This window comes from Sphingomonas sp. (assembly GCF_032114135.1).
In the GTDB taxonomy this organism is placed as follows: domain Bacteria; phylum Pseudomonadota; class Alphaproteobacteria; order Sphingomonadales; family Sphingomonadaceae; genus Sphingomonas.
This window is the reverse complement of the sequence record NZ_DAMCTA010000001.1, coordinates 2,221,545-2,243,768: the sequence shown is the minus strand read 5'-3', so window position 1 is coordinate 2,243,768 and position 22,224 is coordinate 2,221,545. Positions and strand designations below refer to the sequence as shown.

Genomic DNA, 22,224 nt, shown 5'->3' with positions numbered 1-22,224 from the left:
CCAAGCGCTCCCTATCTGTGCGACCCAACGCCCGAGGAGTCGCCGTCTTGCATGCCCCCCAACCCACCGCCCGGCTTGGCCGCGGCCTGACCTTCGCCATGGCGGCAGCAGCGGGCATCGCGGTCGCCAATATCTATTACAACCAGCCGATGCTGGGCATCATCGAGCGCGACCTGCCCGGCCAGCCGGCGGGCCTGGTGCCGACCGCGACGCAGCTCGGCTACGCCGCAGGCCTGTTCCTGCTGGTACCGCTGGGCGACCTTCACGAGCGCAAGCGGTTGATCATCCTCCAGTTCCTGGTGCTGGCGGCGGCACTGGTCGGCGCGGCGCTGGCGCCCAATGCGTGGATGCTGATCGGTGCGTCGCTGCTGGTAGGGGCGGCGGCGAGCGTGGCGCAGCAGATCGTGCCCTTCGCCGCGCACCTCGCCGATCCGGCGCGGCGCGGGCAGACCGTGGGCACGGTGATGGCCGGGCTGCTCTGCGGCATCCTGCTCAGCCGGACGCTGTCCGGCTTTGTCGGCACGCATTGGGGCTGGCGCGAGATGTTCTGGCTGGGCGTACCGCTGGCGCTGGGCACCGCAGGCATCATGGCATGGCGGTTGCCGCGCAGCGAGCCCGAGGCGACGCTCGGCTATGGGGCGCTGCTCGGCTCGCTGGGAGGGCTTTGGCGCGAGTTTCCGGCGCTGCGGCTGGCGGCGATCACCCAGGCGTTGTTGTTCGCGGGTTTCACGGCTTTCTGGACCATCCTCGCGCTCTACCTGCAGACTCCGCGCTTCAACCTGGGCGCGGATGTGGCCGGGCTGTTTGGCGTGGTCGGGGCGGCGGGTATTCTCGGCGCGCCGCTCGCCGGTCGGATCGCCGACAGGCGCGGCCCGCACCTAGTGGTGCTGATCGGCGCGCTGCTGGCGGTGGCGAGCTGGCTGCTGTTCGGCCTGTGGGTGAGCATCGCCGCGCTGGTGATCGGCGTCGTGGTGCTCGACTTCGCGGTGCAGAGCGCGCTCGTTTCCAACCAGCACATCATCTTCGCGCTGCGGCCCGAGGCGCGGGCGCGGCTCAACACCGTGCTGATGGGTTCGATGTTCCTCGGCGCCTCCGCCGGCTCCGCCACCGCGACGCTGGCCTGGGGCATGGGCGGGTGGACCGGCGTGGCGCTGCTCGGCGGGTGCGTGTCGCTGATTGCCGCGCTGCTGCAGCTGATGAATCGCCGAAAGCACTAACCTAGGCGATTTCGCGGGAACGGCGGCGCGCACGCGTCGTTGGCGGGACAGGAGGAGCGCTGTCCCATGGAAGAACCCGAAACGGGCGCCACCGCACCTGCGCGCGATCAGGGCGGCGCCACCGCTGCGCTGCTGATCATCGACATGATCAACACCTTCGACTTCGAGGGCGGCGACGACCTGCGCGCCCGCGCTGACGCCATCGCCGGGCCGATCCTGAAACTGCGCGATGCCTTTGACGCGGCCGACCTGCCGACGGTCTACGTCAACGATAATTTTGGCGAATGGCATTCGGAAAAGTCGCGGCTGATCGAACAGGGGTTGGACGGCGCCCCCGACGGACTGGCCAAGCTCAAGCCGCGCGAATGCGACTATTTCGTGCTCAAGCCGCAATTCTCCGGCTTTTATGCGACCAACCTTCCGGTGCTGCTGCCCAAGCTCGGCGCGCGGCGGCTGGTGCTGACCGGGGTCGCGACGGATATCTGCGTGCTGTTCACCGCGGGCGACGCGCACATGCGTGACTATGCGCTCTGGGTGCCCGAGGACGCGGTGGCGACGCAGGACGACGATCGCGGCCGCTGGGCACTGGAGATCATCGCGCAGAGCATGGGTGCCGATACCGCCGCGATCAGCGCGCGATCGCCCGACCAGTGGCTCGCCGAGGCCGAACATGCCTGAGCGCAGCGCGCGTCTTCTTCCCCTGTTGCTGCTGCTCGGCGGCTGCAGCGGCGCGAGCATCCTGCGTCCGGGCGGGCCGATCGGTGCAAACAACCGCATCATCCTGCTCGACTCACTGGCGATCATGCTGGCGATCGTCGTCCCCACGATGATCGCGACCCTGGTCTTCGCCTGGTGGTTCCGCGCCGGCAACGGCAAGGCCAAGTACCGGCCGGAATTCGTCTATTCCGGCCGTATCGAGCTGATCGTCTGGTCGATCCCGCTGCTGACCATCCTGTTCCTCAGCGGGCTGATCTGGATCGGCAGCCATGCGCTGGATCCCGCCAAGCCGCTCGCAGAGAAGACGCCGCCGCTCGAGGTGCAGGTGGTGTCGCTCGATTGGAAATGGCTGTTCGTCTATCCCGCGCAAGGGATCGCGACGCTGAACGGGGCGATGGTGCCCGCGGGCGTGCCGATCCGCTTTCGCCTAACGTCGGCAAGCGTGATGAACAGCTTCTTCGTGCCGCGGCTGGGCAGCCAGATCTACACGATGAACGGCATGGCGACGACGCTGCACCTGCAGGCCGACCAGCCCGGCAGCTATTACGGCCAGAGCGCGCATTATAGCGGCGATGGCTTTTCGGACATGCACTTCCGGTTGCAGGCGGTGCCGGTGGCGGAGTTCAACCGCTGGGTATCCGGCGTGAAGGCGGCGGGCGGTCTGCTCGACGGGCGCGCCTATCGCGTGCTTGCCCGGCAGAGCCAGAACGAGCCGCGCAAGCATTGGGGCGCGCTGCAACCGGGCCTGTTCGACATGATCGTCGCGCAACACCTCCCGCCCGCCCCCGGCCCCGAACAGGGCCGCGACGGCCAACCCCAGATTTCTCCCGGAACGGCGGAGTGAAGATGCTCGGTAAGCTCACCTGGTCGGCCATTCCGTTCAGCCAGCCGATTCCGCTGATCGCGGCCGGCGGCGTGGCGCTGGCGCTGTTCGCCGTGCTTGGCTGGGTCACCGTGAAGGGGCATTGGCCGTACCTTTGGAAGGAATGGATCACCTCGGTCGATCACAAGCGGATCGGGGTGATGTACGTGCTGCTCGGCCTCGTCATGCTGTTGCGCGGCTTTGTCGACGCGATAATGATGCGCACCCAGCAGGCGAGCGCGATCGGCCATGCCCAGGGCTATCTGCCGCCCGAACATTACGACCAAATCTTCTCCGCGCACGGCACGATCATGATCTTTTTCGGCGCGATGCCGGTGGTGATCGGGCTGATGAACTTCGTCGTGCCGCTCCAGCTTGGCGTCCGCGATGTCGCCTTCCCCACGCTCAACTCGACCAGCTTCTGGCTCACCGCCTCGGGCGCGCTGTTGGTCAACATGAGCCTGGTGATCGGCGAATTTGCCCGCACCGGCTGGCTGCCCTATGCACCCTTGAGCGAGACGACCTACTCGCCCGGGGTCGGCGTCGATTATTATGTCTGGGCGATCCAGATCTCGGGTGTCGGCACGTTGATGTCCGGCATCAACCTGGTGACGACGATCCTCAAGCTGCGCGCGCCGGGCATGGGCTATCTCCGCATGCCGATGTTCTGCTGGACGGCGCTCGGCGCCAACATGCTGATCGTCGCAGCCTTTCCGATCCTCACCGCCACGCTGGGGATGCTGGCGCTGGACCGGTATCTCGGCTTCCATTTCTTCACCAACGAAGCCGGCGGCAACATGATGATGTTCGTCAACCTCATCTGGGCCTGGGGGCATCCGGAGGTCTACATCCTCATCCTGCCGGCGTTCGGCATCTTCTCGGAGATCTTCTCCACCTTCTCGTCCAAGCCGCTGTTCGGCTATCGCTCGATGGTCGCGGCGACGCTGTTCATCGTTGTCGTGTCGTTCACGGTGTGGCTGCACCATTTCTTCACGATGGGGGCGGGGGCGGACGTCAACGCCGCCTTCGGCATCGCCACCAGCATCATCGCGGTCGGCACCGGCGTGAAGATCTACAACTGGCTGTTCACCATGTATGGCGGCCGCCTGCGCTTCCCCACGCCGATGCTGTGGTCGCTCGCCTTCATGATGACCTTCATCATCGGCGGCATGACCGGGGTACTGCTCGCGGTGCCGCCGGCCGACTTCATGCTGCACAATTCGATGTTCCTGGTCGCGCACTTCCACAACGTGATCAACTCGGGGGTGATCTTCGGCGCCTTTGCCGGCATCACCTACTGGTTCCCCAAGGCGTTCGGCTTCCGGCTCGACGAATTCTGGGGGAAGATGGCGTTCTGGCTGACCCTTGCCGGCTTCCTCATCGTCTTCGGCGCGCTCTACGTGCTGGGGCTGGAGGGCATGACCCGGCGGCTGCAGCATATCGACTTCACCGAATGGGCGCCGTGGCTCTACGTCTCGGTGGCGGGCATCGGGGTGATGATCCTCGGCGTCGCCTCGCAGATCATCCAGATCGTCGTCAGCATCCGCAACCGCGAGGCGTTGCGGGACGAAACCGGTGATCCCTGGGACGGGCGCTCGCTCGAATGGGCGACGACCTCGCCGCCGCCCGCGTTCAACTTCGCGGTGCTGCCCAAGGTACACGGCGAAGAGCCCTATTGGACGATCAAGCGCCAGGCGATCGAGAGCCAAGGTCTTGCCGATGAGCCGAAGTACGAAGCGATCGAGATGCCGCGCAACAGCGCGACCGGCGTCGTCACCGCCTTCTTCGCCACGCTGATCGGCTTCGCGATGATCTGGATGATCTGGTGGCTGGCGGCGCTCGGCTTTGTCGGCGCCTATGCCACCTTCGTGGTCTTCGCCTGGCGCGACCAGGAGGAGAAGGAAATCCCGGCCGAGGAGGTGGCGCGGATCGATCGCGCCCGCCGCGCCGCGCGCCACAAGTGGCTGCGGGAAAATCCGGAGCAGCCGGCATGAGCGCCAAGGCACAGGATCCCTATCGCATCGGCCGCGGCGGCGGGGGCGACAGCAACACCGGCCGCGGCGAGGGCGGCCCGGCGAGCAAGCGCACCACGGTGGGCTATGGCTTCTGGATCTACCTGCTCAGCGACATCATCCTCTTCTCTGGCTTCTTCGCCGCCTATGCGGTGCTCGCCAAACAGACTGCCGGGGGCCCGAGCCCCCACGAACTGTTCGGCCAGGGTCGCGTGGCGCTGGAGACGGCGGCGCTGCTCCTTTCCAGCTTCACCTGCGGGCTGGCCGGGGTCGCGGCGGAGAAGCGGAAGCTGCTGCACGCACAGCTCTGGCTGCTCGCCACCGGACTGCTCGGCGCGGTATTCCTGGGGCTTGAGCTGACCGAGTTCGCCGAGATGATCGGCAAGGGCGCCGGCCCGCAGCGCAGCGCCTTCCTCTCGGCCTTCTACGGGCTGGTGGGCTTGCACGGGCTGCACATCGCGGTGGGGCTGCTCTGGCTGGGCACGATGATGGCGCAGCTCTGGGTGAAGGGCTTCCGGCCGCCGATCCAGCGGCGGCTGATGTGCTTCAACCTGTTCTGGCACGCGCTCGACATCGTCTGGGTCGGCATCTTCACCATGGTCTATCTGATGGGAGTGGCGCCATGAGCGAGCGCGAAATCGACAGCGGCGATACCGCACCCGGCGACGAAGCCGCAGAGGGCGAGGAATTCGCTGGCGGCACCAGCGGCTATGCGGTCGGACTGGCGCTCGCCGCGCTGCTGACCGCGGCGGCCTTCGCGATGGTCAACCTGCCCTTGGTCTGGCGGCCGGCAGTGCCGATGGCGCTGGTGGTGCTCGCCATCGCGCAGATGGGTGTGCATCTGGTCTTCTTCCTCCACGTCACCACCGGGCCGGACAACACCAACAACGTGCTGGCGCTCGCCTTCGGCACGCTGGTCGTGCTGCTGCTGATCGGCGGATCGGTGTGGATCCTGGGGCACCTCGACCACAACATGATGCCGATGGGCCGGCAGATGCACGGTTTCCCGTGATCCGCCGGATCAGCCCATGATGCCGAGCAACGCCAGGATCAGCAGGAACAGCGACGCGATGATGCCGATGAACCAGAGCAACAGGCTGGTCCGGAAAATCGCCGAGCGCCACCCCAGGCCATAGGCCTGCTTCAGCTGCCGGCACATGTGGATCGGCGGTACGAGCAGGGCAATCCAGACCAGGACATCGCGGGGTACGCGCATCGCGGCGAGCAGGGTAACGACGATGAACAGCATCGACATCGCTGCGATCGAATAGGTGACGAACACCGCATGGTCGTAGAGCTTGTACTGCCGCTTCCAGAAGAACAGCAGCCACACGAACGGGATCGAAAGGGGGATCAGCAGCCACGAAAATTTGTAAATGCTGGACTGTAGCTTGTAGAGCATCAGCGACGGATTCTTCTGCCACTTCTCGACACCATGATCGAGCGTGTACCAGCCGGTATTAACATGCTTGATGACGTCGTCGTCGCCCGCAACAGCTTCGATCGGGGCGATCTGTGCGGTGGCAGCCTTGATCGCGGCGATCTCGCGATCGGCCTTCGCGATATCCTGATCCAGTTCGGCGCGACCGCTGTCGCCGGCGGCAAGCTTGTCGCGCTTGGCGATATCCTTCGCGCGACCTGCTTCGCTGTGCTGGAGCGCGCGCTGCAGCGCGGCGGTGGGCCGCGCTGTCGGCGTCTCCAGGTCGGTCGGCATCGAGATACCGAGGATCTGGAAGATCGCGAACATCGTGAAGATCGAGAACAGGAACATCGCCATTGGCGAGACGAAGCGGGCGCGCTCGCCAGCGATGTAGCGGCGGGTCAGGTCGCCCGGCCGCCAGGCGAGCAGCGGCAGCGTGCGCCACATCTTGCCCTCGAAATGCGCGACCCCGTGGAGCAGCTCGTGCCCGATCGCGCCCAGCGAGCGGTGGACATGCCCCGATTGCCCGCATTCGTGGCAATGCGGGCCGACCAGCGCGGTCCCGCAATTCAGGCAGATCGTGCCGTGCCCGTGGCCACCATACCCATGGCTTTCCCCGGCGTGCGGTTCTACCGCATGGCCGAGCATGCCCCCCATTACCAGTTCGCCGGCTGCGTCGAATTCCCCCATGGCGCCCGAGGCTATCAGCTTCGCGACGCCCATGCTAGCATCCGCAACATGGCCGATAGTGACACGCCCGACACCCAGATGCTGATCGCCGACATGGGCCGCCGCGCCCGCGCCGCCGCCACGGTGCTGGCGGCGCTGCCAAGCCCGGCCAAGGCACAGGCGCTGCGCTCGGCCGCCGCCGCGATCCGCGCGTCGCAGGCCGCGGTCCTCGCCGCCAATGCCGAGGACATGGCCGCCGGCAAGGCGAACGGACTGTCCGACGCGATGCTCGACCGGCTGCTGCTCGATGCCAAGCGCGTGGAGGGCATGGCCGCCGGGATCGAAGCGGTAGCCGGTCTGGAGGATCCCGTCGGCAGCGTGCTCGACGAGCGGACGCGGCCCAACGGCCTGGTGCTCAAGCGGCTGCGCGTGCCGATCGGCGTGATCGGCATCATCTACGAGAGCCGCCCCAACGTCACCGCCGATGCGGGCGCCCTGTGCCTGATGTCGGGCAACGCCGCGATCCTGCGCGGCGGCTCGGAAGCGATCCGCAGCAACCGCGCGATCCATGCCGCGCTTGTCCAAGGGCTCACCGAGGCAGGCCTGCCCGCCGACGCCATCCAACTGGTGCCGGTGACCGATCGCGCGGCGGTCGGCGCCATGCTCACCGCCGAGGGGCTGATCGACATGGTCGTGCCGCGCGGCGGCAAGAGCCTCGTCGCACGCGTGCAGGCCGAGGCGCGCGTGCCGGTACTCGCCCATCTCGACGGGATCAATCACAGCTATGTGGATCGCGCTGCCGATCCGGCGATGGCTCGAGACTTGGTCGTCAACGCCAAGATGCGCCGCACCGGCATCTGCGGGGCGACCGAGACTCTGCTGATCGACCGCGGCTTTGCCGATCCTAAACCGATCCTCGCCGCGCTAGCCGAAGCCGGCTGCGAGCTGCGCGGCGATGCCGAGGTGCAGGCGCTCGACCCGCGCGTGCGGCCGGTGAGCGACGAAGACTGGGATACCGAATATCTCGAGGCGATCCTCTCGGTGAAGCTGGTCGACGGCGTGGCGGGCGCGCTGGCGCACATCGCAACGCACAGCTCGCACCACACCGATGCGATCATCACCGAGGATGCGGGAACGGCGGCGCGGTTCCTGAACGGCGTGGATAGCGCGATCGTGATGTGGAACGCCTCCACCCAGTTCGCCGATGGCGGCGAATTCGGGCTGGGCGCCGAGATCGGCATTTCCACCGGCCGCCTCCACGCCCGCGGACCCGTGGCGCTGGAGGGGCTAACGACCTACAAATGGCTGGTCCTTGGCACCGGCCAGGCGCGGCCTTGAACGCGGTGTATCGCTTGTATACATTGTCTGTATGAGCAAGACCGCCGTCATCACGGGTCGTGTTCCGGAAGCGATTTCGGATCAGCTGGATCGTCTGGCAGAGCGGATGGACCGGTCGCGGTCCTGGGTGGTCTCGCAGGCCATCGAGGCGTTCGTCGCCGCAGAGACGCAGTTGCTCGATTCTCTGGACGAAGCCGAACGTCAGATCGATAACGGCGAATTCCGGACGCAGGCGCAGATGGAGGATTTGGTGGCCGAGTTGCGGCGCGGTCCGGCGGCCTGAGTGGCGGACCTTCGATGGGCAAACCTCGCCCTGGCGGATCTCGACGCGATCATGCGCCATCATCAATCCAGCGACCCGGCACTTGGCGTCGAGCTGGTCGAACGCATCGTCGCGGCAGGCGCGTTTCTTGCGGAGCTGCCCGAGGCGGGACCGCTCACGATCCGCGGACGTCGGAAATGGCGTGTACCTAAAACCCCCTATCTGCTCTTCTATCGGGTCACGCCCGATCACATCCGCGTGCTCCGCATCCTGCATGGCGCGCGCGATCTGACTGGACGGCAATGAAACGCATCGGACTTCTTGGGGGCTCGTTCAATCCGGCGCATCGCGGGCATCGGCGGCTGTCGCTCCATGCCCTGCGCGCGCTCGATCTCGACGAAGTGTGGTGGATGGTATCGCCCGGCAATCCGCTGAAGGACAAGGCGGGCATGGCGCCGTTCCAGGCGCGCATGGCCTCGGCACGGGCGATGGCGCGGCATGCGCCGATCCGCCCCACCGCGATCGAGAAGCGGATGAAAACCCGCTATACCGCCGACACGCTCACCAAGCTGCCTCGGCTCTACCCGAATCACCGCTTCATCTGGCTGATGGGCGCGGACAATCTCGCGCAGTTCCATCGCTGGGAACGGTGGCGGCACATCGCCCGTCAGGTTCCGATTGCGGTTATCGCGCGTCCGGGGTATGACAGGGGCGCCCATGCAAGTCCTGCAATGGGTTGGCTGCGGCGCGCTGTGCGGCCCGCAGGCCAGGCGAAACATTGGACGCGATGGAGATTGCCGGCACTTGTGCTGTTGCGCTTCCGCCCCGATCCGACGTCGGCAACACGCCTTCGGGCTGCCGATCCCGCCTGGCACCGGCGATTCCTCGGCACCTCTCCGGATATGGAAAAGGAAGGGCCGGCGCCGTCTCCACTCACTTTGCACAGACAGTCGTTAGACTAGGAGCAACCTTGGCCACTTCCCCCAATATGCAGCGTTCGAACGACGCCGACAGCGTCGAAGCGCTGCATAGGCTCGTGCTCACCTCGCTGGAGGACGATCAGGCGGTGGAAACCGTTTCGATCCCGCTCGCCGGCAAGAGCAGCATCGCCGATTACATGGTGATCGCATCGGGTCGCTCGACCCGGCAGGTCGCCTCGATGGCGATGAAGCTGGCCGATAAGATCAAGGCCGAGCAGGGCCGCACGCCCCGCGTCGAAGGCCTGCCGGCCGCCGACTGGGTGCTGATCGACGCGGGCGATGTGATCGTCCACCTGTTCCGCCCGGAAGTGCGCAGCTTCTACAATCTCGAGCGGATGTGGTCGTTCGAGGGCCAGGCCTGATCTGATCCCGAAGGTCCGCGCGCAATGCTGCTGCACATCGTCGCGCGCGGCCGGATCGGGCGCAGCCCCGAGGCCGACCTGGTCGACCGCTATCTGAAGCGGGTGACCTGGGGCACGCGCGTCACCGAACTGCCCGATACCGGTGGCAAGATGCCGGTGCTCGCCCCCGGCACCCGGGTGGTGATGCTCGATGAACTGGGCGAGAACCTGCCCTCCAAGACGCTCGCGACCCGGCTCGGCGCCTGGCGCGACGACGGGGTGCGCGAGACGCGCTTCCTGATCGGCGCGGCCGACGGATTCGACGATGCCGATCGCCAGGCAGCGGACATGCTGCTCAGCTTCGGCAAAGCGACCTGGCCGCACATGATGGCGCGCGCGATGCTTGCCGAGCAGCTATGGCGCGCGGTCTCGATCCTCGCCAACCATCCCTATCACCGCGAAGGCTGATGGGCCCGGCGCGCGGCCTCGGCATCGCGGCGGCGCTGATCGCGATCGGCGTGACCGGCGTGCTCGCCCAGCCCCAGCTCGACGCTACCCAACAGACCGCGCGCCTGGTGACCGAAGCGTCGCAGGCAGCGCAGGCCGCCGAACGGCGCGCCGCCGAACTGGATCATGCCGCAGCCGGCGAGCGCGATAGCGAAGCCCGCGCCCGTGCCGAACAGGCGGCAGCAGCGCAGCGGATCAAGGCGGCCGAAGCCGAGCAGGCCGCGGCCGAAGCGCGCGTGGCGCTGCTCGACCGACTGCTCGCCCGCCAGCGCACCGCCTTTGCCGAACGCCAGCGACCCGCGATCGAACTCGTCGCCGCGCTGCAGGCGATGGCGCGGCGCCCGGCGGTGCTGGCGCTCGCCCAGCCGGGATCGGCGCAGGACCTCGTCCATGTCCGCGCGACGCTGGCCAGCCTGTTGCCCGCGATCGAAGCGCGGAGTGCCGGGGTGCGGGCGGACCTGGCGCGCTCCGAGACACTGCGCGTCGCGGCGAGCAAGGCAGTCGCCGAGCTGCGCACCCGGCGCACCGCACTCGAATCGCGGCGACTGGCCGCGCTCCAGCTCGAATCCGAGCATCGGCTGCGCGCGATGACGCTGGGCCGCGATGCGCTGGTGGAATCGGACCGCGCCCTGGCACTGGGCGAGAAGGCCCGCGACCTCGCCGCCGAGCAGGACCGCAGCCAGAGTGCCGCGCAGGTGCGATCGGACCTGCTGGTTCTCAACGGCCCGCTGCCCCGGCCTGGCGCCTCGGCCGATCGCGCAACCGGCCCCGGACCCTATCGCCTGCCCGTCACCGGCCAGCTTGTCACCGGCTTCGGCGAGATTTCCCCCGCCGGCGTCCGTGCGCGCGGACCCAGCTTCGCGGTGCAGCCGGGTTCCTCGGTGGTCGCGCCCGCCGCCGGCACCATCGCCTATGCCGCGCCCTTCGCCGGCTATGGCCAGGTCGTGATCGTCGACCATGGCAAGGGCTGGACCAGCCTGATCTCCGGCTTTTCCACGCTGGCCGTTCGCCCCGGCGCCAAGGTCGCGCAAGGCGCAACCCTCGGCAGCGCCGGCCCGCGTATCACCGTCGAGCTACGCCGCCGCGGGCAGCCGCTGGACCTGACCCAATTGCTCGACTGACACCGCGTGCAAATCCCGCTAGTCTCGCCTACATTACCAGGGTCGCCCTTCCGGAAAGTCTCTTGATGCTGCGTTCGTTTCTACAGGTTTCCGCCGCCGTCGGCGCACTTGCGATCATTCCCATCACATCCGGTGCCATGGCGGGGGTCGATACCAGCAGCTATCGCGAGCTCGATACCTTCATGGAAGTCTACAACACCGTGAAGGCGAACTATGTCGAGAAGGTCGACGACAAGACGCTGGTGAAGGGCGCGATCGAAGGCATGCTGGCGGCGCTCGATCCGCACAGCAGCTATGCCGACGGGCTCGATTTCGACAATCTCAAGATCCAGACCGAAGGCAATTACGGCGGCCTCGGTCTCACCGTCACCCAGCAGGACGGCGCGGTGAAGGTGATCGCGCCGAACGACGACGGCCCCGCCGCGCGCGCCGGCATCAAGGCGGGCGACTACATCACCCATCTGGACGGCAAGTTCATCGTCGGCGGCAGCCTGGACGAGGCGATCACCCAGATGCGCGGCAAGCCGGGCACCAAGATCGCGCTCACCATCGTCCGCCCCGGCGCCGACAAGCCGCTGCAGTTCACTCTGACCCGCGAGATCATCACGCAGAAATCGGTGAAGGCCGACGTCAAGGACGGCATCGGCATCATCCGCATCAGCACCTTCACCGCGCATACCGGCGGCGACACCGCGCTGGCGATCCAGGAGATCGACAAGAAGCTGGGCCACAAGCCGCTCGGCTATATCCTCGATCTGCGCAACAATGGCGGTGGGCTGCTGACCGAGGCGATCGGCGTCTCCGACGTGTTCCTCAACCATGGGGAGATCGTCTCGCAACGCGGTCGAGAGAAGACCGATATCGAGCGCTATTATGCCGAGAGCGTTTTCCCGGGCGATCTCGCCAAGGGGCTGCCGGTGATCGTGCTGACCGATGCCGGCACCGCCTCTGCCTCCGAAATCGTCGCCGGCGCGCTGCAGGATCATCACCGCGCGCTGGTGCTGGGCGTACGCAGCTTCGGCAAGGGATCGGTGCAGACCATCCTGCCGATGGGCCCGCACGCCGCGCTGCGCCTCACCACCGCGCGCTATTTCACGCCTTCCGGCCACTCGGTGCAGGAAGGCGGCATCAAGCCCGACATCGCCGTGCCGCAGTTGAGCGATCCCGACTACAAGTCGCGGCCGGAACTGCGCGAGGCCGATCTGCGTCGCCACCTGATCAATATGGAGAAGGTGGACGACAGCGTGCTGGAATCGGACGACACGCCCGATCCGCGCTTCACCGCCACCGCGGACGAGCTGAAGAAGAAGGGCATCATCGACTTCCAGCTCAATTATGCGGTGCAGACGCTTGCCCGGCTGGGCAAGGCGCCGGCGGCGAGTGCTGCCAAGTGAGCCGCATGCCGCGCAACGTGCCGGTGCTCGCGCGCTGGCTGGCGCTGTTGCTGCCGCTGGCGCTGCTCGGCGGGGCGATCGGCTCGCAGTTCATCGGCGGCCTGGTGCCATGCGAGATGTGCGTGTGGCAGCGCTGGCCGCATCTGGCGGCGATCATCGTGGCGGGTCTCGCCTTCTTGGTGCGCGGGCGGCGGCAGGTGGCGGCGCTGGTGCTGCTCGCCGCGCTGCTGATCGCGCTGAGCGGCGCGATCGGCGTGTATCATGCGGGCACCGAATATCATTGGTGGCAGGGCATTACCGAATGCACCGCCGCGCCGCGGCAGGGCTCGCCGATGGAGATGCTCACCCAGGCGCTGCGCGCGCCGATCGTCCGCTGCGACGTGCCCCAATGGACGATGTTCGGAATCAGCCTCGCCGGCTATAACGCCATCTTCTCGCTGGGCGGCGCGGTGCTGATCGCGCTGCTCGCAACGCGAAAGGCAGTGCGATGAGCTGGAAGCCGGGCGATCGTCGGGAAGCGCACGACGCCATGGTCCGGGTGGACCAGGCCGGCGAATATGGCGCGACGCGAATCTATGCGGGGCAGCTCGCGGTGATGGGCGATCGCACGCCCACCGCGCGCACCATCGCCGGCATGGCCAACCAGGAAGAACATCATCGCGCCTTTTTCGACGCGCTGATCGCCCGGCGCGGCGTTCGCCCGACGGTGCTCCAGCCTTTCTGGGACGTGGCGGGCTTCGGGCTCGGCGTCGTCACCGCGGCGCTCGGCCCGCAGGCGGCGATGGCCTGCACCGCGGCGATCGAGACCGAGATCGATCTCCATTATCAGCAGCAGCTCGAGCAATTGGGCGACGAGGATCCGGAACTCCGCGACGCTGTCGCGCGATTCCGCGATGAGGAAATCGAGCATCGCGACACCGCGATCGCCTCGGGCGCGGAAAGCACGCCCGGCTATCCGGTGCTCTCGGCGCTGATCCGGGCAGGCTGCCGGTTCGCGATCGGCGTGTCGAAGCGGATCTGACAGCGGCTATTCAGGCGCGCGGCTTCAGGGTGGCGGGCCAATACAGGAGGAACAGGGTGCTCAAGAGGATCGCCATCATCACCGCGGCCGTTGCGGCGCCGCTGCTTGCCGCCGCGCCGGCGCATGCGCAGAATGCCGTCCAGAACGGCGTGCTGATCATCTACGGCAACGACAAGTGCCCGACCAACAAGAATGGCGAGGAGATCGTGGTCTGCCAGCGGCTGGACGAGGGCGAGCGCTTCCGCATCCCCAAGAACATCCGCGATACCACCCCGACCGATCCGCAAAAGGGCCAATCCTGGGCCGTGCGGCAGCAGGACGCGCTGACCACCGGCAATTTCGGCACCGGCAGCTGCTCGACCACCGGTGCGGGCGGCGGCACGGGCTGCTTCGTCCAGCGTGCGACCGCCGCGCGGGCCGAGCGTCGCGCGCAGAAGAAGGCCGAGACGGACCTGCCGCTGCCCTGATCGGGGTCAGGCCGGCGCGCGCGTGATCCATGCGGGCGCCGGCAGCCGCACCGCATCGGCGATCAGCCACAGCATCGCCACCGCGCGCACGCTCGCGGCGATCATGATGTCCTGCTGGGTGGCATAGGGCCAGGCGTTCGCCAGGCCGGCGAGCCACCAGAATTCGGTGACATAAGCCGCGATGTCGCCGATCACGAACACTGCGATCGGCGTGAGGCGCGGGCCGGTCATCACCAGAAGCGGGAACAGCCAAAGGTCGAATTGCGGCGACCAGACCTTGTTGGTGAGCAGGAACCAGGCGAGCACCGGGGTGAACAGCACCAAAAGCCGCTCGCGATGCTTGCGCCACCCCAACCCGACGATCGCCGTCGCCCCGAGCAGAAATGCGAACGAGGCGGCGAGATTGCGCTGGGCCGTCCCGGTCACCCAGACGCCCTGGTCCGACAGCACCGACCAGGTGGCGGCGACGGTGCCTGGGCGCGCTGCGGAAAAGCGGTAGAATTCGGACCAGTTCTCCGGTGCCGCGAGCGCGACCGGCAGGTTCACCGCCGCCCAGGTACCGATCGCGGCCAGCGCGCAGCGTGCTGCCGTCATCATCCGTATGCGCCAGGCCTGCCCCGGGGCGGTCAGCGCCGCCAGCCCGATCAGCGGCAGCAGCAGCACCGGGAACAGCTTTGCCGCCGCCCCCAGCGCGGCGAGCGCGGCAGCCAGCACCAGTCGCTGTCGGCGCGCGGCAAGCATCGCCGCCACCGCCAGCGTCACCGCGCCCAGATCCCAGTTATGCCCGAGATAGAGGATCAGCGGCGGCGCGCACGCCCAGAGCCACAGCCGCACCCGGTCCAGCCCCGCGCGGACGAACATCGTCAGGATGAGCGCGGCGAGCAGCGCATTGCCCAGCGACACTGCGGCCAGGAAAGTCGCGCCGTCCGCACCCGCGCCGAACAGGCCGCGGGCGAGCGCGCCCTCGATCCAGATTTGCAGCCCGGTGAGCACCGGATATTCCATTGGCGTCTGAAAATAGGGGATCCGCCCCGCGCCGACATGGCGCTCGCCCCAGAAGGGCGGCGCATCGCTGTAGCAGCCGCTGATATACTGGATCGCGCCGGTCCAGCCCTGCGGCATGCAATGCGCCTTGAACAACCAGCCGAGCAGGCACGTGCAGGCCATGCCGAGTGCCAGCGCCAGCACGCGCCCGTCGATCCGTTGAATCATGCCCGAAACCCTCCGATCGGCGCTGCTACAGGGCCGATGGCCGACCGTCCATCTGGACAGCAGGTGTTTGAGAACATAGAAAGAACGCTATGGCGCAACTCGATACCCGTGCAAAGCTGGCGATTCTTGCCGATGCCGCGAAATACGATGCGTCCTGCGCGTCCTCGGGGACGGCCAAGCGCACGTCCAAGGACGGCAAGGGGCTGGGCTCCACCACCGGCATGGGCATCTGCCATGCCTATGCGCCCGACGGCCGCTGCATCAGCCTGCTCAAGATCCTGCTGACCAACAGCTGCATCTTCGATTGCCATTATTGCATCAATCGCAAGAGCTCGAACGTGCGCCGCGCGCGGTTCACGCCCGCCGAGGTGGTCGAGCTCACGCTCAATTTCTACCGCCGCAATTATATCGAGGGGCTTTTCCTCTCCTCGGGGATCATCCGCTCATCCGACTATACGATGGAGCAGATGGTCGAGGTGGCGCGGAGCTTGCGCGAAGACCATCATTTCCGCGGCTATATTCACCTCAAGACGATTCCCGATGCCGATCCGGCGCTGATCCACCAGGCCGGGCTTCATGCCGATCGCCTCTCGATCAATGTAGAGTTGCCCACCGTTGCCGGTCTCAAGCGGCTCGCGCCCGAGAAATCGGCGCCGCAGATCGAAGGCGCGATGTCGGGCATGCGCAGCGCAATCGAGGACGGAGCGGATGCGCGGAAGCGCTATCGTTCGGCGCCGAAGTTCGCGCCCGCCGGCCAATCGACCCAGATGATCGTCGGCGCCGATGCGGCGACCGATGGCGATATCATCGATCGCGCCGCCGGGCTGTACGGCCGTTTCGGTCTGCGCCGCGTCTATTATTCGGCGTTCAGCCCGATCCCCGATGCCAGCACGGTGCTGCCGCTCCAGCGCCCGCCGCTGATGCGCGAGCACCGGCTCTACCAGTCGGACTGGCTGATGCGCTTCTATGAGTATCGCCCGGACGAAGTCGCGCAGGCGGTGGACCCGGCCACGGGGATGCTGCCGCTCGATATCGACCCCAAGCTCGCCTGGGCACTGCGCTTCCGCGACCGATTCCCCGTCGACCTCAACCGTGCCCCGCGCGAGGCGCTGCTGCGCGTGCCGGGGCTGGGGACCAAGGCGGTTGCCTCGATCCTCGCCGCGCGCAAATGGCGGCGGCTGCGACTGGAGGATGTCGCTCGGCTCACCGTCTCGCTGGCCAAGATCCGCCCATTCATCGTCACCGCCGACTGGCGCCCCGTCGCGCTGACCGACAAGGCCGATCTGCGCGCCTGGATCGCGCCCAAAAAGGAGCAGCTGGAGCTGTTCGCCGCATAATGCCGGGCTTGCGAACGACTCGCGGGAGCAACCTAGCGCAGGGCTGCCGGTTGGGGCTGGGAAACCAGGGAGATACCCATATGGCCGACCAGCCCCGCATCTTCGCCGACCTCATCGCCGATCATGATCGCCAGCGCGATCTGATCGCCAAGATCGACACCACTTCGGGCGACAGCGCCGAGCGCCGCGACCTGTTCGAACAACTTCGCCTCGAGCTCCAGTCGCATGCCGCGGCCGAGGAAGAGTCGCTTTACGCGACGATGCTCGCCAACCCCGATCTGCGCGAAGACGCGCGGCATTCGGTTTCCGAGCACAAGGAAGTCGACGACCTGCTCGGCGAGTTGATGGACATCGAGATGTCCTCCTCGGCCTGGCTCTCCAAGTTCCGCGAGATGAAGGACCGCTACCTCCACCATATCGACGAGGAAGAGGAAGAGATGTTCCCCACCGCCGAGAAGGCGCTGTCGTCGGAAGAGGAAGAGCGGCTGGGCAAGATTTTCGAGCAGCGCAAGCCCAAGGAACTGGAGCGCGCCGAAGCCCACCCGCCGGGCGATGAGCGCGAGTAAGCGTTGCGCGCCGTAACGCTAGCCGCCGAGGATGATTTCGAGGGCTGGCGCGATGCGGCGCGGGCGCTGGCCCAAGCGCATGTCGCGCCCCCCGAGGTGGTGTGGCGGGTAGGCGAAGGCGGCGGCGATCTGTTCGCCGCCGAGGCCGCCCCGCCGCCGCCGGTCGCCAGCGGGACGCCTCTGCGCGTTCCCAAGGCGTTCGTGGAGCTGGCGCAGGCGGTCCTCCTCCATTCGGACCCGCAGCGTTTCTCGCTGCTATACACCCTGCTCGCCACCGATCCGCACCGGATCGAGGACCGTGCCGACCCGCTGGTCCGCCGGCTGGAGCTGATGGCCAAGGCGGTGCGCCGCGACATCCACAAGATGCGCGCCTTCGTCCGTTTCCGCGAGCTGGTCGACGAAAGCGGACCGCGCTTCATCGCCTGGTTCGAACCCGAGCATCACATCGTTCGCGCCAATGCCCGCTTCTTCGTCGAGCGGTTCGCGAGCATGCGCTGGTCGATCCTCACCCCCGAACTCTCCATCCACTGGGACGGCACCACGCTCAGCGAAGGCCCTGCCGCCACCCGCGGCGATGCGCCCGCCGACGATCCGGTCGAGGCGGTGTGGAAGACCTATTACGCCTCCATCTTCAATCCCGCCCGTCTCAAGACCGGCGCGATGCTGAAGGAGATGCCGCGCAAATATTGGAAAAACATGCCCGAAACCGCGTTGGTCAAGGAGCTCGTGGCCGGTGCCCGGGCACGGGAGACGGCGATGGTGGAGACGGCGCGGAGTTCGATCGGCGGCAATGTCGAGGGCGCCTGGGAGGCGCTACGCGACGAGGCGGCGGCATGCACCCGCTGCCCGCTCTACAAGCCGGCGACCCAGACCGTGTTCGGCGAGGGGCCGCTCGACGCCGACATGATGCTGGTCGGCGAACAGCCCGGCGACCAGGAGGATCTCGCCGGCCGCGCCTTTGTCGGCCCCGCCGGGCAGATGCTCAACCGCGCCCTGGACGAGGCCGGCATCGATCGCGCCCGCGTCTACGTCACCAATGCGGTCAAGCACTTCAAGTTCGAGCCGCGCGGCAAGCGGCGCATCCACGCCAAGCCCGATGCCGGCGAAATCACCGCCTGCCGCTGGTGGTACGAACAGGAACTGGCACTGGTCCGCCCCAAGCTGGTCGTGGCGCTGGGTGCGACCGCGGCGCGCCAGATCACCGGCAAGGCCGCGACCATCTCCAGGCTGCGCGGCCAGAAGCTCGCACTGCCCGAAGGCGGCGCCGGCTGGGTGACGGTCCACCCCAGTTACCTCCTTCGCCTGCCCGATGCCGAGGCGGCGGCGCAGGCGTACCAGGATTTCGTCGCCGATCTGCGCGGCGCCTGGGCCTTGCTCTAGAGCAGGAAGCCGCGTCAAAGGGGCGCATGATGAAGACGATATTGGGCGCCGCGCTCGCGCTGCTGCTGCCGCTCTCCGCATCGGCGCAGGATTTTTCGAAGATACCGCTGACGATGTTCGCCTTGAGCGGCTGCTGGCAGGGCGAAGGCGAAGTGCGGGGCAAGCCGGTGACGCTCACGCTCGCGGCGTATCCCACGCTGGAGCGGACGATGTTCGCGATCGACGCCACCAGCGTGGCGGTCGCAGATGCCAAGGATCGCTATGCCGCCCACCTGCTCTTCGGCGCGGTCGGCGAGGACGGCGGCGTTGCCGGCCTCTGGGCGGACAGCTTCGGCGCTGCCTTTACCGCCACCGGCAAGGGCGCGCTGACCGGCGACGGCTTCACGATCACCTATGCCTATCCCGACGCCGCCTTCGTCAATCGGTGGCGCAAGCATGATCGCGCGCTCGAATGGCAGATCACGGCGAAGGACAAGGTGGGCAAGGAGACGCCCTTCGCGCACTACACCCTCCGCGAGGCCAAGTGCCGCTAGGCGCGCATAGCGCCGCGCCTCTTGCGCGAAACGATCCGCACGCCGATGTTTGGGCTTTAACCCCCGTCCTGTAAGGGACGGGCGATCGGTATTGCACGCATTGGGGATTTTGGTGGCAGATCCATATGGTACGCTCGGGGTGGCGCGCAGCGCGAGCGAGGACGAGATCAAGAAGGCCTATCGCAAGCTCGCCAAGGAGCTGCACCCCGATCGCAACAAGGACAATCCCAAGGCGTCGGAGAAGTTCAGCCAGGTCACCCAGGCCTATGACCTGCTGACCGACAAGGACAAGCGCGCCCGCTTCGATCGCGGCGAGATCGACGGGGACGGCAACCCGATCGCCCCGTTCGGCTTTGGTGCGGGAGCAGGCGCGGGCGGCGGCGCGGGCGGGTTTCGTCCCGGTGGCGGCCAGTTCGATTTCGGCGGCGGCGGCGAGGCCGATATCGGTGACATCTTCGAAGGGCTGTTCGGCGGCGGCAAGCGCGGCGGCGGCGGTGGCGGCGGCTTCAGCGGCGGTTTCGGCGGTTTCGGCCGGCGACCGCAGCCCAAGGGCGCCAACATCGCCTATCGCCTGGCGGTGTCGTTCGAGGATGCCGCCAGGCTCGCGCCCCAGCGGATCACGCTCAAGGACGGCAAGACGATCGACCTCAAGCTGCCCGCCGGCGTCGAGGAAGGCACCCAGATGCGCCTCGCCGGCAAGGGCGAGGAAGGCCCCGGCGGCGCCGGCGACGCGATCGTCACGATCGAGATCCAGCCGCACCGTTTCTATGTGCGCGATGGCGACGACATCAAGCTCGACCTGCCGGTGACGCTGGGCGAGGCGGTGCTGGGCGCGCAGGTCCGCGTGCCGACGCCCGACGGTCCGGTGATGCTGACGGTGCCCAAGGGCTCGAGCTCGGGCAAGGTGCTGCGGCTCAAGGGGCGGGGATTCCACAAGCGGGGCGGCGCGCGTGGCGATCTGTTCGTCACGCTGATGGTCGAGCTGCCGGTCGACGACGACGCGCTCATCGAATTTGCGCAAGGATGGAAGAACCAGGGGAACCCGCGGGGACGCATGGGCGTCTGACCCGCGTGGACGAACCGACGCGCGCCTCGATCTCGCCACAGTCGCCCGAAGGACGGCGGCTGGGCGTCAGCGGGAAGGTACCGCGCCGGCTCGCCGAGCTCGGCGTGACCGAGCGTATGCTCGAGATCACCAAGCGCGTCGCGATCGGCACCTTCAACGACGGCTTCACCTATGCGGGCAACCTCGCCTATCTGTCGCTGGTCACGCTGTTCCCGTTCTTTATCGTCGCCACCGCGCTCGCCAGCCTGGTCGGCCGCACCGGCACCGGCGTCCACGCGCTGGAGGCGTTTCTCCAGACCGTGCCGCCCGACGTCGCCAAGCTGCTCCGCGAACCCGTGATCGAAGTGCTGCACAATCGCAGTTCGGGTGGCCTGCTCTGGTTCGGCGGTCTGGTCGGCCTGTGGACCACCGCCGGTTTCATCGAGACGATCCGCGGCATCGTCCGCCAGGCCTATGGCGTTTCGTCGGACAAGCCGTTCTGGCGGTACCGGCTGGGCGCGATCGGGATGATCGTCGCGGCGGTGCTGATGGTGATGCTCGCCTTCGCCTTCCAGGTGATCCTGACCGGGATCGAGCAATTCCTGTACCGCATCCTGCCCTGGGCGACCGAGGCGCAGCGCTTCGCCTCGGCGGGCAAGGCGGTGCCCGCTTTCGCGCTGTTCGGCGCGCTCTATGTGCTGTTCTTCGCGCTCACCCCGTCGCGCTACCGCGCGCGCGCCTATCCCAAATGGCCGGGCGCGCTGTGCACCACGCTCTGGTGGCTCAGCGTCACCGGGGCGTTGCCCTGGGTACTATCCACCATGGGTGGCTATGGCGCCACCTATGGCAGCCTGGCGGGCGTGATGGTCGCGCTGATCTTCTTTTTCCTGGTGGGACTCGGCCTCGTCGTAGGGGCGGAGCTCAACGCCGCTCTGGCGGAAGTGCCCGAAGCCGGTCTAGAGGGGGACCAAGCACAGGAGATTCAGAAGACGTGACCGGATTGATGCAAGGGAAGCGCGGGCTTATCATGGGCCTCGCCAACGACAAGTCGCTGGCATGGGGCATCGCCAAGGCACTGCACGCCCAGGGTGCGGAGCTGGCCTTTTCCTATCAGGGCGATGCGCTGCTCAAGCGGGTGAAGCCGCTGGCCGAGCAGGTCGGCTCCGACTTCCTGATCGATTGCGATGTGGCGGACATGGCCGCACTCGACGCCACGTTCGAGACGTTGGCGGCGCGCTGGCCGACGATCGACTTCGTCGTCCATGCGATCGGGTTCTCGGACAAGAACCAGCTGCGCGGCCATTATTACGATACCACGCTCGACAACTTCCTGATGACGATGAACATCTCGGTGTACAGCTTCACCGCAGTGGCGCAGCGCGCGCAGCGGATGATGCCCAACGGCGGCAGCCTGCTCACGCTGAGCTATTACGGCGCCGAGAAGGTGGTGCCGCACTACAACGTGATGGGTGTCGCCAAGTCGGCGCTGGAAACCTCGGTCAAATATCTGGCGATGGATCTCGGGCCGGAGAATATCCGCGTCAATGCGATCTCGGCGGGCCCGATCCAGACGCTGGCAGCGCGGGGCATCGGCGACTTCAACTATATCCTCAAGTGGAACCAGCTGAACTCGCCGCTTCGCCGCAACGTGACGATCGAGGATGTCGGCGGCGCCGGTCTCTATCTGCTGTCGGACCTCGCCTCGGGCGTCACCGGCGAGACCCACCATGTCGATGCCGGCTACAACGTGATCGGGATGAAGGCGGAAGACGCGCCGGACATCGCGCTGGCCTGATCGAAACCGGGGCGGCCGCGCGTCGCCC

General features: G+C 67.3%; 26 protein-coding genes. 24 read left to right on the top strand and 2 right to left on the bottom strand.

What is annotated here, in order from left to right:
• The first annotated feature begins 47 nt into the window (after nt 1–47).
• The 6 genes from RT655_RS10615 to cyoD all read left to right on the top strand — a co-directional run bounded on the left by RT655_RS10615 (nt 48) and on the right by cyoD (nt 5,820).
• Entirely contained in the window at nt 48–1,217 is a 1,170-nt protein-coding gene (locus tag RT655_RS10615) for an MFS transporter (protein WP_313536592.1), read from the top strand.
• Nucleotides 1,218–1,283: 66 nt separating this feature from the next.
• Nucleotides 1,284–1,895, top strand: coding sequence for an isochorismatase family cysteine hydrolase (locus tag RT655_RS10610; RefSeq protein WP_313536591.1), 612 nt, complete (start codon nt 1,284–1,286; stop codon nt 1,893–1,895).
• Complete coding sequence (gene cyoA / locus RT655_RS10605; protein ID WP_313536590.1) at nt 1,888–2,778, top strand: ubiquinol oxidase subunit II; 891 nt, start codon at nt 1,888–1,890, stop codon at nt 2,776–2,778. The genes RT655_RS10610 and cyoA overlap by 8 nt, the downstream gene beginning before the upstream one ends.
• Nucleotides 2,779–2,780: 2 nt before the next feature.
• Nucleotides 2,781–4,790 (top strand): cbb3-type cytochrome c oxidase subunit I, encoded by a 2,010-nt coding sequence (locus tag RT655_RS10600; protein ID WP_313536946.1) that lies wholly within the window; start codon nt 2,781–2,783, stop codon nt 4,788–4,790.
• A complete protein-coding gene (cyoC, locus tag RT655_RS10595; RefSeq protein WP_313536589.1) occupies nt 4,787–5,434 on the top strand; it encodes a cytochrome o ubiquinol oxidase subunit III in 648 nt (215 codons plus the stop codon). The genes RT655_RS10600 and cyoC overlap by 4 nt, the downstream gene beginning before the upstream one ends.
• Entirely contained in the window at nt 5,431–5,820 is a 390-nt protein-coding gene (gene cyoD, locus RT655_RS10590) for a cytochrome o ubiquinol oxidase subunit IV (RefSeq protein ID WP_313536588.1), read from the top strand. Before cyoC ends, cyoD begins: the two co-directional genes overlap by 4 nt.
• 9 nt (nt 5,821–5,829) lie before the next feature.
• On the opposite strand, the gene RT655_RS10585 is transcribed toward cyoD, so the two are convergent.
• On the bottom strand, nt 5,830–6,951 hold the full coding sequence (locus tag RT655_RS10585) for a DUF3667 domain-containing protein (protein WP_313536587.1): 1,122 nt from the start codon (nt 6,949–6,951) through the stop codon (nt 5,830–5,832).
• A 15-nt stretch (nt 6,952–6,966) separates the two neighbouring features.
• On the opposite strand from RT655_RS10585, the gene RT655_RS10580 reads away from it, so the two are divergent.
• From RT655_RS10580 to RT655_RS10530, 11 genes are all read left to right on the top strand, one after another.
• Nucleotides 6,967–8,235: a glutamate-5-semialdehyde dehydrogenase gene (locus RT655_RS10580; RefSeq protein ID WP_313536585.1), complete on the top strand. Its 1,269-nt coding sequence runs from the start codon at nt 6,967–6,969 to the stop codon at nt 8,233–8,235.
• 31 nt (nt 8,236–8,266) lie between these two features.
• On the top strand, nt 8,267–8,518 hold the full coding sequence (locus tag RT655_RS10575; protein ID WP_313536584.1) for a ribbon-helix-helix domain-containing protein: 252 nt from the start codon (nt 8,267–8,269) through the stop codon (nt 8,516–8,518).
• Complete coding sequence (locus RT655_RS10570) at nt 8,519–8,803, top strand: type II toxin-antitoxin system RelE/ParE family toxin (protein WP_313536583.1); 285 nt, start codon at nt 8,519–8,521, stop codon at nt 8,801–8,803.
• On the top strand, nt 8,800–9,459 hold the full coding sequence (locus RT655_RS10565) for a nicotinate-nucleotide adenylyltransferase (protein ID WP_121072598.1): 660 nt from the start codon (nt 8,800–8,802) through the stop codon (nt 9,457–9,459). The genes RT655_RS10570 and RT655_RS10565 overlap by 4 nt, the downstream gene beginning before the upstream one ends.
• Before the next feature lie 26 nt (nt 9,460–9,485).
• Nucleotides 9,486–9,839, top strand: a complete 354-nt coding sequence (rsfS, locus tag RT655_RS10560) for a ribosome silencing factor (protein ID WP_093296138.1) — start codon at nt 9,486–9,488, stop codon at nt 9,837–9,839.
• 24 nt (nt 9,840–9,863) lie between these two features.
• Nucleotides 9,864–10,286, top strand: coding sequence for a 23S rRNA (pseudouridine(1915)-N(3))-methyltransferase RlmH (locus RT655_RS10555; protein WP_313536582.1), 423 nt, complete (start codon nt 9,864–9,866; stop codon nt 10,284–10,286).
• The gene (locus RT655_RS10550) at nt 10,286–11,446 is read left to right on the top strand and encodes a peptidoglycan DD-metalloendopeptidase family protein (protein ID WP_313536581.1); all 1,161 of its coding nucleotides are present in this window, start codon (nt 10,286–10,288) and stop codon (nt 11,444–11,446) included. Before RT655_RS10555 ends, RT655_RS10550 begins: the two co-directional genes overlap by 1 nt.
• A 65-nt stretch (nt 11,447–11,511) precedes the next feature.
• The gene (locus RT655_RS10545) at nt 11,512–12,840 is read left to right on the top strand and encodes a S41 family peptidase (RefSeq protein WP_313536580.1); all 1,329 of its coding nucleotides are present in this window, start codon (nt 11,512–11,514) and stop codon (nt 12,838–12,840) included.
• The gene (locus RT655_RS10540) at nt 12,837–13,331 is read left to right on the top strand and encodes a disulfide bond formation protein B (RefSeq protein ID WP_409530251.1); all 495 of its coding nucleotides are present in this window, start codon (nt 12,837–12,839) and stop codon (nt 13,329–13,331) included. Before RT655_RS10545 ends, RT655_RS10540 begins: the two co-directional genes overlap by 4 nt.
• The gene (locus tag RT655_RS10535) at nt 13,328–13,861 is read left to right on the top strand and encodes a demethoxyubiquinone hydroxylase family protein (protein WP_093296131.1); all 534 of its coding nucleotides are present in this window, start codon (nt 13,328–13,330) and stop codon (nt 13,859–13,861) included. Before RT655_RS10540 ends, RT655_RS10535 begins: the two co-directional genes overlap by 4 nt.
• A gap of 56 nt (nt 13,862–13,917) precedes the next feature.
• Entirely contained in the window at nt 13,918–14,328 is a 411-nt protein-coding gene (locus tag RT655_RS10530; protein WP_313536578.1) for a hypothetical protein, read from the top strand.
• A 6-nt stretch (nt 14,329–14,334) separates the two neighbouring features.
• Here the strand turns inward: RT655_RS10530 and RT655_RS10525 are convergent, their stop codons facing one another.
• On the bottom strand, nt 14,335–15,540 hold the full coding sequence (locus RT655_RS10525) for a hypothetical protein (RefSeq protein WP_313536577.1): 1,206 nt from the start codon (nt 15,538–15,540) through the stop codon (nt 14,335–14,337).
• A gap of 89 nt (nt 15,541–15,629) precedes the next feature.
• On the opposite strand from RT655_RS10525, the gene RT655_RS10520 reads away from it, so the two are divergent.
• The 7 genes from RT655_RS10520 to fabI all read left to right on the top strand — a co-directional run bounded on the left by RT655_RS10520 (nt 15,630) and on the right by fabI (nt 22,196).
• Nucleotides 15,630–16,877 carry a putative DNA modification/repair radical SAM protein gene (locus RT655_RS10520; protein ID WP_313536576.1) on the top strand — a complete coding sequence of 416 codons (1,248 nt, stop codon included), beginning with the start codon at nt 15,630–15,632 and terminating at the stop codon, nt 16,875–16,877.
• 80 nt (nt 16,878–16,957) lie between these two features.
• Nucleotides 16,958–17,443 (top strand): hemerythrin domain-containing protein, encoded by a 486-nt coding sequence (locus RT655_RS10515; RefSeq protein WP_313536575.1) that lies wholly within the window; start codon nt 16,958–16,960, stop codon nt 17,441–17,443.
• A gap of 3 nt (nt 17,444–17,446) precedes the next feature.
• Complete coding sequence (locus RT655_RS10510) at nt 17,447–18,823, top strand: UdgX family uracil-DNA binding protein (RefSeq protein WP_313536574.1); 1,377 nt, start codon at nt 17,447–17,449, stop codon at nt 18,821–18,823.
• Between the two features lie 29 nt (nt 18,824–18,852).
• Nucleotides 18,853–19,356 carry a hypothetical protein gene (locus tag RT655_RS10505; protein WP_313536573.1) on the top strand — a complete coding sequence of 168 codons (504 nt, stop codon included), beginning with the start codon at nt 18,853–18,855 and terminating at the stop codon, nt 19,354–19,356.
• A gap of 112 nt (nt 19,357–19,468) precedes the next feature.
• Complete coding sequence (locus RT655_RS10500) at nt 19,469–20,422, top strand: J domain-containing protein (protein WP_313536572.1); 954 nt, start codon at nt 19,469–19,471, stop codon at nt 20,420–20,422.
• A 5-nt stretch (nt 20,423–20,427) separates the two neighbouring features.
• Nucleotides 20,428–21,396, top strand: a complete 969-nt coding sequence (locus RT655_RS10495; protein ID WP_313536571.1) for a YihY/virulence factor BrkB family protein — start codon at nt 20,428–20,430, stop codon at nt 21,394–21,396.
• Entirely contained in the window at nt 21,393–22,196 is an 804-nt protein-coding gene (gene fabI / locus RT655_RS10490; RefSeq protein ID WP_313536570.1) for an enoyl-ACP reductase FabI, read from the top strand. Before RT655_RS10495 ends, fabI begins: the two co-directional genes overlap by 4 nt.
• The last annotated feature ends 28 nt before the right edge of the window (nt 22,197–22,224 follow it).

Bases quoted from the DNA above. Each gene is read 5' to 3' on its own strand.
- RT655_RS10610 (WP_313536591.1), top strand. From the start codon at position 1,284: ATGGAAGAACCCGAAACGGGCGCCACCGCACCTGCGCGCGATCAGGGC.
- cyoA (WP_313536590.1), top strand. From the start codon at position 1,888: ATGCCTGAGCGCAGCGCGCGTCTTCTTCCCCTGTTGCTGCTGCTCGGC.
- RT655_RS10600 (WP_313536946.1), top strand. From the start codon at position 2,781: ATGCTCGGTAAGCTCACCTGGTCGGCCATTCCGTTCAGCCAGCCGATT.
- cyoC (WP_313536589.1), top strand. From the start codon at position 4,787: ATGAGCGCCAAGGCACAGGATCCCTATCGCATCGGCCGCGGCGGCGGG.
- cyoD (WP_313536588.1), top strand. From the start codon at position 5,431: ATGAGCGAGCGCGAAATCGACAGCGGCGATACCGCACCCGGCGACGAA.
- RT655_RS10585 (WP_313536587.1), bottom strand. From the start codon at position 6,951: ATGGGCGTCGCGAAGCTGATAGCCTCGGGCGCCATGGGGGAATTCGAC.
- RT655_RS10580 (WP_313536585.1), top strand. From the start codon at position 6,967: ATGGCCGATAGTGACACGCCCGACACCCAGATGCTGATCGCCGACATG.
- RT655_RS10575 (WP_313536584.1), top strand. From the start codon at position 8,267: ATGAGCAAGACCGCCGTCATCACGGGTCGTGTTCCGGAAGCGATTTCG.
- RT655_RS10565 (WP_121072598.1), top strand. From the start codon at position 8,800: ATGAAACGCATCGGACTTCTTGGGGGCTCGTTCAATCCGGCGCATCGC.
- rsfS (WP_093296138.1), top strand. From the start codon at position 9,486: ATGCAGCGTTCGAACGACGCCGACAGCGTCGAAGCGCTGCATAGGCTC.
- RT655_RS10555 (WP_313536582.1), top strand. From the start codon at position 9,864: ATGCTGCTGCACATCGTCGCGCGCGGCCGGATCGGGCGCAGCCCCGAG.
- RT655_RS10550 (WP_313536581.1), top strand. From the start codon at position 10,286: ATGGGCCCGGCGCGCGGCCTCGGCATCGCGGCGGCGCTGATCGCGATC.
- RT655_RS10545 (WP_313536580.1), top strand. From the start codon at position 11,512: ATGCTGCGTTCGTTTCTACAGGTTTCCGCCGCCGTCGGCGCACTTGCG.
- RT655_RS10535 (WP_093296131.1), top strand. From the start codon at position 13,328: ATGAGCTGGAAGCCGGGCGATCGTCGGGAAGCGCACGACGCCATGGTC.
- RT655_RS10525 (WP_313536577.1), bottom strand. From the start codon at position 15,540: ATGATTCAACGGATCGACGGGCGCGTGCTGGCGCTGGCACTCGGCATG.
- RT655_RS10520 (WP_313536576.1), top strand. From the start codon at position 15,630: ATGGCGCAACTCGATACCCGTGCAAAGCTGGCGATTCTTGCCGATGCC.
- RT655_RS10515 (WP_313536575.1), top strand. From the start codon at position 16,958: ATGGCCGACCAGCCCCGCATCTTCGCCGACCTCATCGCCGATCATGAT.
- RT655_RS10505 (WP_313536573.1), top strand. From the start codon at position 18,853: ATGAAGACGATATTGGGCGCCGCGCTCGCGCTGCTGCTGCCGCTCTCC.